Raw genomic sequence first — 14,779 nt, forward strand, 5'->3', positions numbered from 1 at the left:
ATCAGCCTGATATTCGCTCAAAAATCGATATTGATAAAAACAAGGATGGTTTTGTAAAGTATCCGCAAAATCAGGGTGGAAAATACATATTTCTTGCTTCTAAGACGAGAGCATTTTTTGAACAGCATTTCTCAGAGTTATTGAAAGAAACATGATATAATAGCCAAGACGATGTCTTGGTTATCTTTTTAAAAGAAAGGATAATCATATGGCAATTTCATATAGACAAAGAGGTAAAAAGAAAACTTGGGATTATAGAATATTTGATAAAAATAAAAAGGTAGTTGCTTCAAACTCAGGATTTCAAACGAAAAAAGAAGCAATATTGGAAGCAAGTAAAATTGAATTAGAGTTGTTAAACGGTAACGTAATTGATTCAAATATTTCTCTCTATCAACTATGGCAGAAATGGTATAATCTGCAAATAGTTCCTTTAAATAAAAGTCAGGGGACAATTGCACATCATAAGCATAGAGGTAAACTTATTTTAGATTATTTCAAAGATAAATCGGCTACTAACATCAATTTTAGTGAGTATCAAGAATTTATCAACGAATACGCAAAAAGAGTTGGAAAAGATACAGTTCGGCGATTAAATGCGGAAGTTAGAAAAGTCATTCAATTTGCGAAAAAAGATAAGTTATCAATCATTGATTTTACAGATGGTGTTGTTATTACAGGGCAAGCAAGCCGAAAGATTAAAAAAGACAAAGCTATTACAAGTTCGGAAGATTATCATAAATTATTGAAAGAGGTAAAACATAATATTGAACTAAAGTTTAATATTATTGACTATCTTCTCTTTACACAACTAAAAACTGGCTTGCGTTTCGGTGAGGTGCTAGGCTTGACATGGGATTGTGTGTTGAATGAAACTCAAGAAGTCAAAACATACAGGCGCTATGACCCTCGAAAGAAAGAATGGCGACCAGCAAAAACAGCTACTTCTGTTCGAACTATTCCAGTCGATTCAGAAACATTGAATGTTTTGAATCAATTAAAAGAGATTCAAAGTAGAGATATTGAACAAACAAATATTAAAAATAAAGCAAATCATATCTTTTTCGATTTGTATACTGTTGTTCCTTCAAATCACGAAGTAAATAAGCGTTTAAGAGAACATCTCAAGAAGTTGAAACTCAAACCACTCGATTTATCAGCAACAGGTATTAGGCACACATACGCAAGTATTATGTTAGGCTATGGGATTGATATTTGGGTTATAGCTTCAAACATGGGACACAAAGACATTACACAAATAACTCAAACATATGGTCATTTAATCAAGGAAAAAGAAGAATCAGAAAATAAACGTGTTAGGGAGTTTTTAAGTCAATAATTTTTTTATAAAAAAAGTTGACCAAAAAGTGACCAAAATCAAAAAAGACCTTGAAAAATCAAGGTCTAAGACTATTATATCAACCCACTACAGTTGACAAAGAGCCAAAAAAGCAGAAGCTAGTCTCTAACTTCTGCCTTCTCTCTTATGCTTGATAACGTTTCACACCGTCTAGGTAGGTTGCTACCAATTCCAAATCTTTGTCTAAAACAATAAAATCTGCATCATAACCTTCACGAATTTGTCCACAGACATCGTCAATATTAACAGATTTTGCTGGGTTAAGGCTAGCCATCATGACCGCTTCGTGTGGATTTGCAATACCCCACTCGACTACATTTCTCATACCATCTTTAAGTTTGAGGATAGAACCTGCCAAATTACCAGTAGATTTGAGACGTGCAGTTCCATTTGCTACTACAACAGGGAATTCTCCCAACATATAGTCACCGTCTTCAAGCCCACCAGCTGTCATACAGTCCGTAATAAGAGCGATGTTTTCTGTCCCCTTTTGCTTAAGTAAAATCTCACAAGCTTTTGGATCTACATGATAACCATCACAAATTAATTCTGCATAAGTATGTGGGAGCTCATACATAGCTCCTACCATACCTAGTTCTCGGTGTGTTAAACCACGCATCCCATTATAGGCATGCACCCATACACTAGCTCCAGCATCAACTGCCTTCTTAGCTTGTTCAAATGTCGCATCTGAGTGTCCAAGTGCAACTGTCACACCTTCACCTGTAATAGTACGTACAAAATCTTCCACCCCATCACGTTCTGGTGCAATAGCGATTTTATTTAGCATCCCTTTTGCAGCATCTTGCCAAGAATGAAACTCCTCAACACCCGGGTCTCTCATATAAGTTGGATTTTGTGCCCCCTTAAAAGTTTCTGTGAAATATGGACCTTCATAATAAATCCCACGAATCTTAGCACCTGTTGCTTCTTTATAATGGTTTCCAAGATTTTCAGTGACTGCAAGCAATTGCTCATAAGTGGCTGTTAAAGTTGTGGGCAAGAAACTGGTAACACCGGTACTAAGAAGTCCTTCACTCATAGTATGCAATGTCCCTTCAATGTTGTTGTCCATCACATCTACACCTGCATATCCATGAATATGAGTATCCACAAGACCTGGTGCAATGCTATAACCAGTATAGTCAAGAACCTCTGCTCCTTCAGGAATTTGATCCACATGTTTCCCAAATTTACCATCAACAAGTTCTAAGTACCCACCGCGACGAATGCCAAATGGATAGAAAAACTGATCCGCTTTAACGTAATTAGGCATAATAATGACCTCCTTAAAAGATTACTTTTGATATTTATTATGTCAATTACATTATAAACTTTTCTGATTCATTTGTAAATGGTATAGACCTATTTTCTAGATATATTTTAAAAGAGCTGGATTTCTCCAACTCTTCTCTTTTTAATACAAGTTATTTTGATTTGACTGGCTTGTCTTGAGCTGTTTGCAAGGCTGTGGCAATGGTATCTGCATACAATTTAGCTCCTGCTTCAATCTTACTATTGTCACTTCCAAAATGGACTTGATCTGTTCCTGCCCAGATTTCTGGATGTTCCTTAGCAACTTGATTCCAATCTGCTATCGTGATGTAAGGAGTCTTCTCTGCCAATTCTCTCATGTAGGCAGCAGCCTTCTCAACGATGGCATAGGTCTCTTTTGTCTTATCTCCCTCATAAGGAGTTACCAAAACCATATGGTGTCCCTTAGGAAGATTTTTCACGATACTATCCCAATCTTCCTTGTAATTTTCAGGATTATTCACACCTGTTGCAATAACCACCATCTTTGGTAGAAATTTATTCTGGCTATTGTTGAGCATGATTTCGTTGGCAGTCTTGGTTGTTCTGCTGACCTGCGCATTAATCTGTGCTCCAGGAAGGGCTGTCTGCAGAGCTGTATTGGCCCTTAGAGCCACTGAATCACCAATTAGCATAGTGCCATCAGCAATTCCTAAACTATCAGCTTCGGCTCGTTCTGCCATCACCTTGGTCTGGCCAATATTTGTTGCAGCTTGCTTCAAACCATTGACAGTCAAATCTGTCTCAAACGCTCCCACTTGTGGTGCCAAGAAAGTCACTAAGAAGACAATGAAGGCCAAGATTCCTGTACTTGTTGCAATAATTGCGTGAATATAAGGCAGGGGACGAAGAGTTTGTAAAATAGGTGTGTTCTTTCCTGCAATCCAAGGTTCCAATACATAAAATGATAGACTGGCAAATCCATAAGAACAAATCAAAGTTAATAACACAGCAAGAAGATTTGATGTCAACTGTGAGAAAATGATATAGAAAGGCCAATGGAAGAGATAAACCGCATAGCTAGTATCTGCTAAAAAACTGATAATCTTTGATTCCTGCACATGAGGTGTCTTTTCATGTAAGACACGCGCCGACAGAATCATAGCAAGGGCTGCAAGACTGGCAAGCAAGAAGCCTATAAGATAGGCAAAAAGATAAGTGAATTTGACAAAGAAGGTCAAAATGAGTAAGAAGCCAAAACCTCCTGCAAAAATCAACAGGGTCTTTCGTAAATCCCAGATTTTATCCAACTGCTTGACGAGGGAAGTCGTCTGACGAACGCCTACAATCGTTGCTAGGATACTTCCCAAAAAGAATGGATAGACATGAGTTAAACTGGAGAAGTAAACAGAGGAATAAGAGGTCACTAGAAAACTACCAATAAACATGGAGAAGAAGCTGATCAAGAAGGCAGCAACAGACAAGAGAAAGACCATTCCCCTCAACTGACCATTTGATTTAGCCTGTTTGGATAAGAACCAAACTGCCAATCCCCAAAGAATATAGTAGTGTACCTCAACAGCCAAGCTCCAATTATGAACAAACAAATGAGGAATGAACTGAGATTCATAACTTCCACCTGTTAGGAGCTCATAGAAGTTGGTCATGAAGCCTAAGACACCCGCAATCTGACCCCCAATTCCAGCCACATAATCTTGGCGAACCAAGAAAGTAAAAGGCATGGTCACCAAGACCATCAAAACCACGGGGGGTACAATCCGATAAAAACGTCTCCTAAGAAATCCAACCAAATCAATTTCATGATTTTGAGAAAATTCTTCGATGAGTAGAGCCGTAATCAGAAAACCTGAAAATGTGAAAAAGACATCTACCCCGAAAAATCCTCCAGGAAAGATGGTCTGAAAGAAATGATACAAGAGTACCAAAAGTAAACCTGTAATCCTAATCAAGGAAAACCATTTAATGCGCATACGAGTTTATTCTCCCTTTCATTATACACTTTATTCTATCAAAAAAAGAAGAAAAATCCTAAGAGAAAACTTAGGATTTTTAGCTTATATCAATTCCATTTTAGAAATTGCGTCCTGACTTATTATAGCCATATTTTTCAACAAAATACTCACGGAATTCCAAAAGATTGTCATCCATGATGGCTTGTCGCACTTGCTTCATCAGGTTAAGCAAGAAGTAAAGATTGTGGTAGCTTGTCAAGCGGATACCAAAGGTTTCATCAGCCTTGAGCAGGTGACGAAGATAAGCGCGTGTATAGTTCTTACATGTGTAGCAATCACACTCAGGATCCAGTGGCGTAAAGTCCTCAGCAAACTGGGCATTTTTGACAACCAAACGTCCCTGACTGGTCATACAAGTCCCATTACGAGCGATGCGAGTCGGCAAGACACAGTCAAACATATCCACCCCACGAATCACCCCATCAATCAAGCTATCTGGCGCTCCCACACCCATCAAATAGCGAGGTTTATTTTCAGGTAGCAGTTGGGTTGTGAAGTCCAAGACGGCATTCATCTCTTCGTGGGTTTCTCCCACCGCCAAACCACCGATAGAGTAGCCTGGGAAATCCATGCTGACAAGGTCATGAGCCGATTGGCGACGCAAGTCTTCAAATCCTGCCCCTTGCACAATCCCAAACAAACCTTGGTCATGCGGACGACGGTGAGCCTTCAAACCACGCTCAGCCCAACGACTGGTACGCTCGATTGATTTCTTAACGTAGTCGTATGGTTGATAAAACTGAGGACATTCGTCAAAGGACATCATGATGTCTGAGCCCAGATTATTCTGAATAGAGATGGCTTTTTCTGGTGATAGGAACATCTTAGAACCATTGAGATGGTTTTTAAAGGTTACGCCTTCTTCTGTGATATTACGGCTATCTGCTAAGGAATAAACCTGAAAACCACCACTATCTGTCAAGATAGGCTGGTCCCAATTCATGAACTTGTGGAGACCACCTGCGCGTGCGATGAGTTCATCTCCAGGACGAAGCCAGAGATGATAGGTGTTTGACAGGATAATTCCCGAACCCATCTCCTTCAATTCTTCAGGAGACTGAGTTTTGACAGTGGCTTGTGTCCCAACTGGCATAAACATAGGTGTTGGGAAGGTGCCGTGGGGAGTGATGATTTCTCCCAGACGAGCTCCTGTGTGTTTTTCTTTCTTAATCAAACGATATTTGATTGGTGAATCTGACATTTTTTACCTCCGAAGCTGGGAAAGACAGTCCCAGTTCATACTTTGTGCCCAAGGGCATACTGTATGATTTTATCAAAAAAAGCTGGAACTGTCACGAACTATGGTATAATGAGAGAATGAAATACCCAAAAATTGATTTAAAAACCATTCGTCTGCAGGCTAGACAATTTCAAGCTGAAAATCCCCGCCTCTTTCTCGTCTATCTCTTACCCAGCATGCTGATCATCTTGTCTGGCTTCCTCAATCCCTTAAATCGCATCAACGAGGCTATTTTAGAGCAATCCTTTTTAAGCGTGCTTAGTCATGTATTCCAAGCCTACCTTTTTCCACTATTAGTCTCCTTTATCGGAGCAATACTTCTAACCAGTTCAGTTTATACAACGCTGAAACTCATCAAGAATCCCGATACAGAACTATCCGTTAAAAACAGTCTGGCTCTATTTAACGAAGAGCACTTTTCACAAACCTTTTTGACTCTCCTTCTCAAACGCTTCTATCTCTTCTTATGGAGCATTCCTAGCTTGCTTGGGATTTACTTCCTCTTTTACAGTAGCTTTTTAGCAAAGAAATTCGTTGTCCTTCACCCTGAGTTTCCTAATCTAGATCTCACGTCAATTGAAACGGAAAGTTTCCTCATGATCTTTGGTCTTTACGTTCTAGCAAGTATTTTCTTGATGATTATAGGAAATAGTCTCTATATTCCACAATACTATGCCTATTCACAGGTAGAATTTCTTCTATGTGACACACTAGACTTGGGACAAGCCAAACCAGGACAAATCCTTAAAACCAGCCGTTTCCTGATGAAAGGTTACAAGTTTCAGCGCTTTGTCCTAGACTTACAACTCCTTCCTTGGTACTTCCTCAATTGGATCACCTTTGGAATTGCTAGTTTCTCACTCCTACCCTACATTCAAATCAATAAAATAATTTTTTACCGAGCAGTACTAGCTCGAAAACGTCCAAAAGCTTGAAGGATTTCCCCTCAAGCTTTTTTCTATCAATGAATTTCTCCGCCTACCAACTTGAGATCCTGATCCCCATATTCGATAATAGCGCCGATTGCCGCTTCTATCCCTCGCCTAATATCCACTAAACTCATAGCTGGGGTAGTCGGTCTATTCACCACCTGTTCCATCATATAAGGAATATGCATAAAACCTGCCTTAACATGTGGAAATTTCTTTTCTACCAAATAGAGGGCCTGATACATCACATGATTGCAGACAAAAGTACCTGCTGTATTGGAAACAGAGGCCGGCAAGCCCTCTTTTTTTATAGCTTGAACCATTGCTTTAATCGGTAAACTACTAAAGTAGGCAGGAGCACCATCTGGACGAATAGGAAGATCAATCGGTTGATTGCCTTCATTATCAGGAATCCGTGCATCGTCTTGATTAATGGCCACTCGTTCAGGCGTCAAGCTAGATCTTCCACCAGCTTGGCCGATACAAAGGACAAAATCAGGTTGATAACGACTCATCTCTTCTTCCAATACTTGAGCCGATTTGTGAAAGACTGTTGGCACTTCTAGCCAACGGACCTCAGCACCATGGATTTCAGCTGGCAAACCTTTAACAGCCTCCAAGGCTGGATTGACCTTTTCCCCTCCAAAGGGTTCAAAACCAGTCACTAATACTTTCATTTCTAACCTCACAACCAATTCCATGAAACTCTTTTCTTAAAAACAAGTATAACATATTTCCCTTATTCTGGAGCGAAAAGGACTAGCGAGGCTAGTACCGCCTTTCAAATTTATTTTAAGAGTAGAATACTAATCAAAGTCAAAATAGCTGGTCCACCTTGCTTCAAAATAATTTTCTTATCTGCTGTGAGAGAGCCATAAGCCGCAGCACCAATCACAAATAAAACAAAAATAGTCACAATTTCTAAATTCTGTGAGAAATAAATGCCATACAAGAGAAAGACTCCTAGCAGAGCGTTATAAATCCCTTGATTTTTAAACAATGAACTTACAGACGGACGAGCTAATTCTTCCTTGTCCATGTTAAATACACGACTAGTCACATCTGATTGCGTTGCAATACTTTCCAAATAAAAAATGTAAAAATGCTCCAAAGCAACGATTGTTGCTAAAATGATTGTCATAATTGACATCTATTTCTCCTTAAATTTCTATATTTTCAATACCCAAAACCAATTTATTTACTAAACGGCTGAGTTCTGTTCTTTCAGACTCTGTTAAGATACCTTCCATCTCTTCCTTAACCTTGATATGCTTCAGAGGAGGATTCACTACTAACTGCTCCTTGGCATACTTCGTAGCTTCTACCAACACTTCCCGCTGATTTTCAGGATTACGATGACGCTCCACCAAACCTTCCTTTTCCAAAATCTTGAAATGTCGGGTTAAAGCAGCCTGATCAATTTTCAAACGCTCCTGAACCGCCATTTGATTACAGGGAGAATTCTCCAGCAAAAACAGCAACATCTGATACCTTGTCAAACTAATCCCAAGTCTTTTTTCAAACAATTGCGTGCTCGCTTGCTCAGACAAGCGGAGTTGATACAGTAAATCTTGAATCTCTAGCATTTCTTCCTCTCTTCTATTGATTTATCAATAGTTGACTTATCAAGTATAATGCAAAGTAAAATAGAATGCAAGAATGTTGCTTAAAGCATTACAAAATTCTAACTTCCCATTTTACTTTCCACTCAAATTAACAAAGAAAAACGAACGAGACTCGCTTCCTATCACAAAAGCTAGATCTCATTCGTCAAAATGATATTACCAAGTCTGGTTTATCCATTCATTGAAACGTGAACGTGGTCATAGTGGTTTTCTGTCACGCTACCACGGTCTGGCATTGGGTTCCAAGTATTAGCTGGTCCATATTTGCTATCGAATGGAGCATAGAAACGTTGTTTCCAGATGATGTAACTAATGCCACGGCTGGCCATGTTTTGAATAGCATATTCCGCAATCTTATCCCCTAGTTCTGAGCCTTCTGGTACCATAAAGTCGATAGCCAAACCTTTTCCATGATCTCCACTGTCGCCTGGACGGTAACCACTAAAGGAGGTGATGCCAAACAAGTTAGCAATTTCTTCTTTAAAGGCAGCCGTTTGTGGTTGAAGGCCTGCATTTTCAGATTTTGCTACTGCAAGTCCAGCATAATCAGGTGCAGCTGGAGCCGCGTAAGTTGTTGAAGCTATTTTCGTCTCTTCTGGTTGATAAGTAGAAACTGCTGGTGTAGCTTCACTTGATGAGGCTTCTTTTGCTTCTTCTGAACTTGTTGCAGTTGTCTCGGTTGCTTTTTCTTCTACTGGAGTTGTAGTTTCTTCCCCTGCTGGCTTAGCTTGAAGACCTGCTTGTGTTTCCTGCTTCTCAGCTAGAGTCGTTGCCTGAGGCGCTTCTTCTGCAACTGCACTGCTTGTTTCAGCTGTTTGTCCCTCTGAGACAGAAATCTCTGTAGATAGTGTCACTTCTTCTGAAGCAGTCACTATCTCTGCAACTTCTGAACTTGATACTACTTCTTTTGTGCTTGTAGTTTCTACCGCTTTTGGAGTTTCAGCAATCGGTTGAGAAAGGTCTGCAACTTGAACAGTTTGGTCATCAACGGTCACTTGATTGGTTGTCAAATCTGCTGTCGCAGTTGTCACTTCTTCACTAGAGCCTGCTTGAGGAGTTTGGATTTCAACTTCTGTTACTTCTTCTGCTTCATTGACAGTCGTTGTCAAAACAGTTTCTGGGAAAATCAGGTCCATATTAGTGATTTTATTCAAATTCGCAAGAACTGTGACATCTACACCCAAGGCTTCTGCAATGGTGCTCAAAGTATCACCATACTGAACGGTATAACTTGTTTTGTTGTCCGTTTTAGTCAAATCGTTTTGGATTTGCTCAACACTACGTGCAGTCCAAAGAACTTCTTCTGCTTGAGTTGCCAATACTGGGGCAAATGACAAGGCTACTGTTGACGCTAATATTATTCTTTTCTTCATTCTTTCAAATTCCTTTTAAATGAGTACCTGTCTATGATAACACAAAAAGAGCAGAAAAAAAGCCCTCTCGGGCCTATTTAACAGAACTGTCTATTCATTGTAACAAACTCGGTTACTTGAAATATTTTGTTAGGTCTCTGTCACAAAACTGACACAATCTTCTCGTTACTTACTCTCAAAAATACGAGGAATGTCTGTTAGCGACTGAATCCTGTGATTGCCTTCATAAGAAGACTCTAAAAAGTTGATACTTTGAATCCCACTATTCTGAGCAAATTCCACATCCAGAGTCCGGTCTCCTATATAATAAGTCTTCTCAGAATCCAACTGATACTTATCTAACAGATAGGTAGCCGCTTCTGGACTTGGCTTCCGCGCAAAGCCACTCTGACTGGTTAAAATCTCTGTAAAATAGGATTCCAACCCCAAGTCTCTTAAAATAGTAAGAGCATTGTCCCCCTTATGAGTATAGACAAACTGCTGAATCCCTACTTGGTCTGCCCAAGCCAACACCTCACGCGCACCTGGCATTAAGACTACCTGAGCATTCTTCTCAGACAGACTCTGGGCACGCACCTGATTTAACTCTTCCACATCTAGCTTTCGCTCTTCTGCCACCTGCACAAGCAAATCCTGCACAGAATACTTTAGGATAAACTCTCTCACTTTCTCCTTATCATAAGGAATAGAAAACTGACCAAAAGTCTCCTCAATCCCTGACAAAATCGCTTCGTAAGAGTCCAATAAAGTCCCGTCTAAATCCCAAATAAAAGCTGTTTTTTGCATTTCCTATCCTTTCAAGCTCATATAACGCTGGTAACGGTAACGTAGAAATAACCAACGAAAACCATTATCCAAAAGGGTTCCTGCCCAAATACCAGGCAAGCCCCAACCAAGCACAATCCCCATCAGATATCCTGTTCCAATGCGGATACACCACATTCCTATACTTGTCGCATAAAAGGGAAGCCGAGCATTGCCCAAACCCTGCCAGACTGCTGTATAGATGACTGTTCCTATCGTCATAGGAGTACCAAGTAGTGAAAAAAGTGTCACTAGAACACTAGCCTCAACCGCTAGAGGATCAGTCGTATAGAGATGAGTTAATGGTAACCCTAAGGCATAGATACTGAGAGTTAATGGTAACATGAGGACCAGAGAAAGCCAAAAGGTTTGCTTACTCAAACTAGCTACTCTTTTCCAATCATCCTCTCCAACCGCTCGAGCCACCAGCATGACCGTTGCCGTAGCCACACCAAAAGCAGGCATATAGTTAAACTGGGTCAAGACTTCTCCGACTGCATTTCCCGCTACTGCCTCCGTTCCAAAAGAAACGACCAAGGCAATGATCACTACATCTCCAGCCCGCATCATAAGCCGTTCTCCAGCTGCTGGTAAAGCCAAGGTCAACAGTTCCTTATCTAAACCAAAAGTCGGTTTCGTATAAGGCAGTTTTAATTGTGACCACAAAATCATAAGACCGACCAAACGAGACAGAATAGTCCCCCAAGCAACACCAGCTATTCCCATATCAAGGATAAAAATAGCTAGACTGGAAAAAAGAATATTCAAGGCATTGGATAAGAGACTCACATAGAGGGGCAAACGTGGATTATGCGTTGCACGAATCAAGGCTCCCAGACTGGTCATTAATCCCAAAAGAACAATCGAACCACCTACCAAAGATAGGTAGAGTCCTCCACTTTCGGCCACAGCCTGTTCAGTCCCCAAAAGTCCTATCATCTCTTGTCCAGCGAAGATGGACAAAGCTCCTAAAAGGAAACTTAATAGTAAAGTAATTTTCAACGCCTCAGTCACATGATAGGCTAGCTTAGACTGATCCTTCTGCCCCAAACTTTTTGAAATAACACTAGAAATAGCTGCCCCAAGAGCAATGAAAATCGCCTGATAAATGGTGATGATATTGCCAGCTACTGATACACCCGAAATAGCTATCAAACCCAAGTGAGCAACCAGATAACTGTCCACCATACCCATGAGCATCTGCAAAAAGTTTTCACCCATAGCTGGCAATGCAATATTAAGAATGTCCTTATTTTTCTTAAACAATCCTTCCTCCTGATGAAAAGAAACTCAGTTGGTTTCCCAACCGAGTTTACTCCCTCTGTCTTAAAGCCCTAGATAAGCCTCAACCGCTGCTTGCATGTCAGCAGCTGCCACTGTTGTCTTATGACGAACAGGAGCTGTTTCAAGCCCATCAACTGCTGGTGGCACTGCAATGCCTGAAATTTCATGTAATTGAGCCAAGCCTTCAAAGTCGCCAAGCCCTGATTTTCCAGTTACAGCTTCTACTGCAACCACTGGGAACTTGTATGGACTAGCTGTTGAAGCAATCACTGTCTTAGTCACATCGCCAGTAGCCGCTTGGTATTTCTTATAAACTGCCGAGGCAACCGCCGTATGTGGATCCTCGATATAAGAATCTGACTCATAAACACGCTTGATTTCTGCCGCTGTTTCTTCCTCAGTCGCATATTCAGCTGCAAAGAGGTCAAGAATCTCTGTATCAAAATTAGTCAACTCATATTGACCTTGGCTATTCAAAGTATTCATGAGTTCAGCTGTCTTAACCGCATCATTACCCAAAAGATGGAAAATCAAACGCTCCAAGTTTGAAGATACCAAAATATCCATAGATGGACTAGTTGTCACCTTAAACTCACGTTTCTTATCGTAAACACGTGTCTTGAAGAAGTCTGTCAAAACATTGTTGTCATTTGAAGCACAGATCAATTTACCAACTGGAAGACCGATTTGTTTAGCATAAAAGGCAGCCAATATATTTCCAAAGTTTCCTGTTGGTACTGTGAAGTTGACCTTATCACCAGCTACAATCTCACCAGTCTTGACCAACTGAGCGTAAGCATAAACATAATAAACAATTTGTGGTACCAAACGGCCAATGTTCATAGAGTTAGCTGACGAAAATTGCAACTTGTTGGTAGCCAATTTTTCACGAAGAGCCACGTCGTTAAACATGTGCTTCACATTTGTTTGGGCATCATCAAAGTTACCATCAATAGCGATAACATGAGTATTGTCGCCAGTCTGAGTGGTCATTTGCAACTCTTGTACCTTGCTGACACCATCCTTTGGATAAAAGACGATAATCTCAGTTCCAGGCACATCCGCAAACCCTGCCATAGCAGCTTTCCCCGTGTCACCAGATGTCGCTGTCAAGATAACAATCTTATTTTCCAAACCATGTTTCTTAGCAGCAGTCGTCATAAAGTATGGCAAGATAGACAAGGCCATATCCTTAAAGGCAATTGTTGAACCATGGAAAAGTTCTAAGTTATATTGGCCGTCTAATTTCACTAATGGCGCGATAGCTGGAGTATCAAATTTGCTATCGTAGGCATTGTTGATACAGTAGTTCAACTCCTCAGCTGTAAAGTCATCTAAAAATGCTGACAAAACTAGCTTAGCAACTTCCTGGTAAGAAGAATCTTTCAATTTGTCAAAATCCAAATCTATCTTTGGATAAGTAAGCGGTGTAAACAAACCGCCGTCCGTCGCCAAACCTTGCAAAATAGCTTGGCTAGCAGTTACTGTATTGTTGGCATCACGCGTTGATTGATAAACTAATGTCATTACTCTCTATCCTTTATCTATAGTCTCTTCCATTATATCATGATTTTTCAGAAAATTCTCCCTTTATAAGAGAAATTATAGTCCCAATTCTTCTTTCAAAGGCTCTAAATAGCTCATTTCTTGCTTATTTCTCATCTTCAGTCCTTCCTCAGCTAACAGAAGTAAGTCTTTTGAAAACTCTATAATCGCAGTTTCTTCCTGATCTGTAAGCTTTTTCTTAGAAAATTGTCGCCTTAAAAACTTATAATTTCGCCCAAATTCTTTAAAGAAAGGTGCTGTTTCTAAGTAAGCTTCTAACTTATCTAAATTAACTAACAATCCCAAGTGAAAGGCAGCAGAAGCAAAAGTTCTATCAAGAGGCTGAGTACACACACTACGAAACTCAACTGTTCCACGAGTCGTTAAGTCTTGGTACTGATAACTACGATGAGTTTCAAAATCCTTCTCTTGGGAGTAAATAATAACCTCATCCCCATTAAGAGCATATGCTTGGATTTCAGGTGTAGCCAAATAGTCCCCAGCCTGAATCGGATAAAAATAATAGGTTTGCCCATCATGTTCCGCAGTAAAAATTGCAGAATGATCTAGATAGTCAAAAAAATCATCCTCATCTTTAAAGAGTCTAGCATTGACCCCGACATTTTCTGGATAGATACCATGCATGGATTCTTCCCAGAAAATATCCCTTGAAATTTTCGTATCCCAATCCGCACCCGAAAACTCAGAGTTTGCAAATAAATAAGCTTTAGCTGCTTCAATTTGGGTAAAAGCATTAATCACCCGTAAGTAATTGGATTTTGAAACATCCAACTGAACCTGACTCCCACAAATAAACGCTCCGTATTCAGGGAATTGATGTAAATCTGATTTAGTAACATTTCTACTCAAATTCAAATAATCCATCAACATCTGATAGCGTGGGTAAGCCACTGGACAATTCTCATTTTTATCCCAGTTGGGATGAATACCGCAGCCAACAATAGCATGATTTGATTCAGCTAACTTCTTCTGGATTGCTTCCATATAAATACTAAAACGTTCTTCAACCTCTTGTATCGTTTTAGCCTTACCAAATGCAAACTCAATCGTTGTATAGGAAACTTCAAACAGAATAGCATCTTGACTTACTGGATCTACTAACTGGATAGGATTTCCAAAATCATCTACCTTTTCGATAACAAAATCCAAAGTAGAAACTAAATATCGGAATAAGTACATAATAACTTCAATATCTGTAGCATCCCCTTCCAAGTTTACAACAGGATATTCCAGTTCAACCCCAATAAACAATTCAAGATTTTCTTTAATATTTTTCAAATACCGATGTTTTAATAAATCGATAGAACGAGA

General features: G+C 39.9%; 14 protein-coding genes. 3 read left to right on the plus strand and 11 right to left on the minus strand.

The genetic code is table 11. The features are described 5' to 3' along the window. The coding region (locus RYL77_RS07775) for a DUF771 domain-containing protein (RefSeq protein ID WP_315010880.1) at window positions 1–155 on the plus strand (155 nt) is incomplete at its 5' end. Between the two features lie 53 nt (window positions 156–208). Next, window positions 209–1,339, plus strand: coding sequence for a site-specific integrase (locus RYL77_RS07780; protein ID WP_315010870.1), 1,131 nt, complete (start codon window positions 209–211; stop codon window positions 1,337–1,339). Window positions 1,340–1,484: 145 nt separating this feature from the next. Here RYL77_RS07780 and nagA read toward each other — a convergent pair whose 3' ends face one another. The 3 genes from nagA to tgt form a co-directional block, all read right to left on the minus strand. Next, window positions 1,485–2,636, minus strand: a complete 1,152-nt coding sequence (gene nagA, locus RYL77_RS07785) for an N-acetylglucosamine-6-phosphate deacetylase (protein ID WP_001134550.1) — start codon at window positions 2,634–2,636, stop codon at window positions 1,485–1,487. Between the two features lie 151 nt (window positions 2,637–2,787). After that, window positions 2,788–4,605, minus strand: coding sequence for an acyltransferase family protein (locus tag RYL77_RS07790; RefSeq protein ID WP_315010871.1), 1,818 nt, complete (start codon window positions 4,603–4,605; stop codon window positions 2,788–2,790). 100 nt (window positions 4,606–4,705) lie between these two features. Beyond that, the gene (gene tgt, locus RYL77_RS07795) at window positions 4,706–5,848 is read right to left on the minus strand and encodes a tRNA guanosine(34) transglycosylase Tgt (protein ID WP_001285237.1); all 1,143 of its coding nucleotides are present in this window, start codon (window positions 5,846–5,848) and stop codon (window positions 4,706–4,708) included. A gap of 116 nt (window positions 5,849–5,964) precedes the next feature. Between tgt and RYL77_RS07800 the strand changes: the two genes are divergently transcribed. Continuing rightward, window positions 5,965–6,822: a DUF975 family protein gene (locus RYL77_RS07800; protein WP_315010872.1), complete on the plus strand. Its 858-nt coding sequence runs from the start codon at window positions 5,965–5,967 to the stop codon at window positions 6,820–6,822. Window positions 6,823–6,848: 26 nt separating this feature from the next. On the opposite strand, the gene pcp is transcribed toward RYL77_RS07800, so the two are convergent. The 8 genes from pcp to RYL77_RS07840 all read right to left on the minus strand — a co-directional run. After that, the gene (gene pcp / locus RYL77_RS07805) at window positions 6,849–7,493 is read right to left on the minus strand and encodes a pyroglutamyl-peptidase I (RefSeq protein WP_315010873.1); all 645 of its coding nucleotides are present in this window, start codon (window positions 7,491–7,493) and stop codon (window positions 6,849–6,851) included. A gap of 110 nt (window positions 7,494–7,603) precedes the next feature. Beyond that, on the minus strand, window positions 7,604–7,966 hold the full coding sequence (locus RYL77_RS07810; RefSeq protein ID WP_315010874.1) for a DUF1304 domain-containing protein: 363 nt from the start codon (window positions 7,964–7,966) through the stop codon (window positions 7,604–7,606). A 10-nt stretch (window positions 7,967–7,976) separates the two neighbouring features. Next, window positions 7,977–8,402 (minus strand): MarR family winged helix-turn-helix transcriptional regulator, encoded by a 426-nt coding sequence (locus tag RYL77_RS07815; protein ID WP_315010875.1) that lies wholly within the window; start codon window positions 8,400–8,402, stop codon window positions 7,977–7,979. 209 nt (window positions 8,403–8,611) lie between these two features. Next, the gene (locus RYL77_RS07820) at window positions 8,612–9,814 is read right to left on the minus strand and encodes a LysM peptidoglycan-binding domain-containing protein (protein WP_315010876.1); all 1,203 of its coding nucleotides are present in this window, start codon (window positions 9,812–9,814) and stop codon (window positions 8,612–8,614) included. 165 nt (window positions 9,815–9,979) lie between these two features. Next, a complete protein-coding gene (locus tag RYL77_RS07825) occupies window positions 9,980–10,600 on the minus strand; it encodes an HAD family hydrolase (protein ID WP_315010877.1) in 621 nt (206 codons plus the stop codon). Window positions 10,601–10,603: 3 nt separating this feature from the next. Continuing rightward, window positions 10,604–11,884, minus strand: a complete 1,281-nt coding sequence (locus RYL77_RS07830; protein WP_315010878.1) for an MATE family efflux transporter — start codon at window positions 11,882–11,884, stop codon at window positions 10,604–10,606. A gap of 60 nt (window positions 11,885–11,944) precedes the next feature. Continuing rightward, complete coding sequence (thrC, locus tag RYL77_RS07835; protein ID WP_315010879.1) at window positions 11,945–13,429, minus strand: threonine synthase; 1,485 nt, start codon at window positions 13,427–13,429, stop codon at window positions 11,945–11,947. A gap of 75 nt (window positions 13,430–13,504) precedes the next feature. Then, a partial coding sequence (locus RYL77_RS07840; RefSeq protein ID WP_399553795.1) for a gamma-glutamylcysteine synthetase occupies window positions 13,505–14,779 on the minus strand: 1,275 nt, incomplete at its 5' end.

Origin of the sequence: uncultured Streptococcus sp. (assembly GCF_963516515.1) — a bacterium.
GTDB lineage: Bacteria > Bacillota > Bacilli > Lactobacillales > Streptococcaceae > Streptococcus.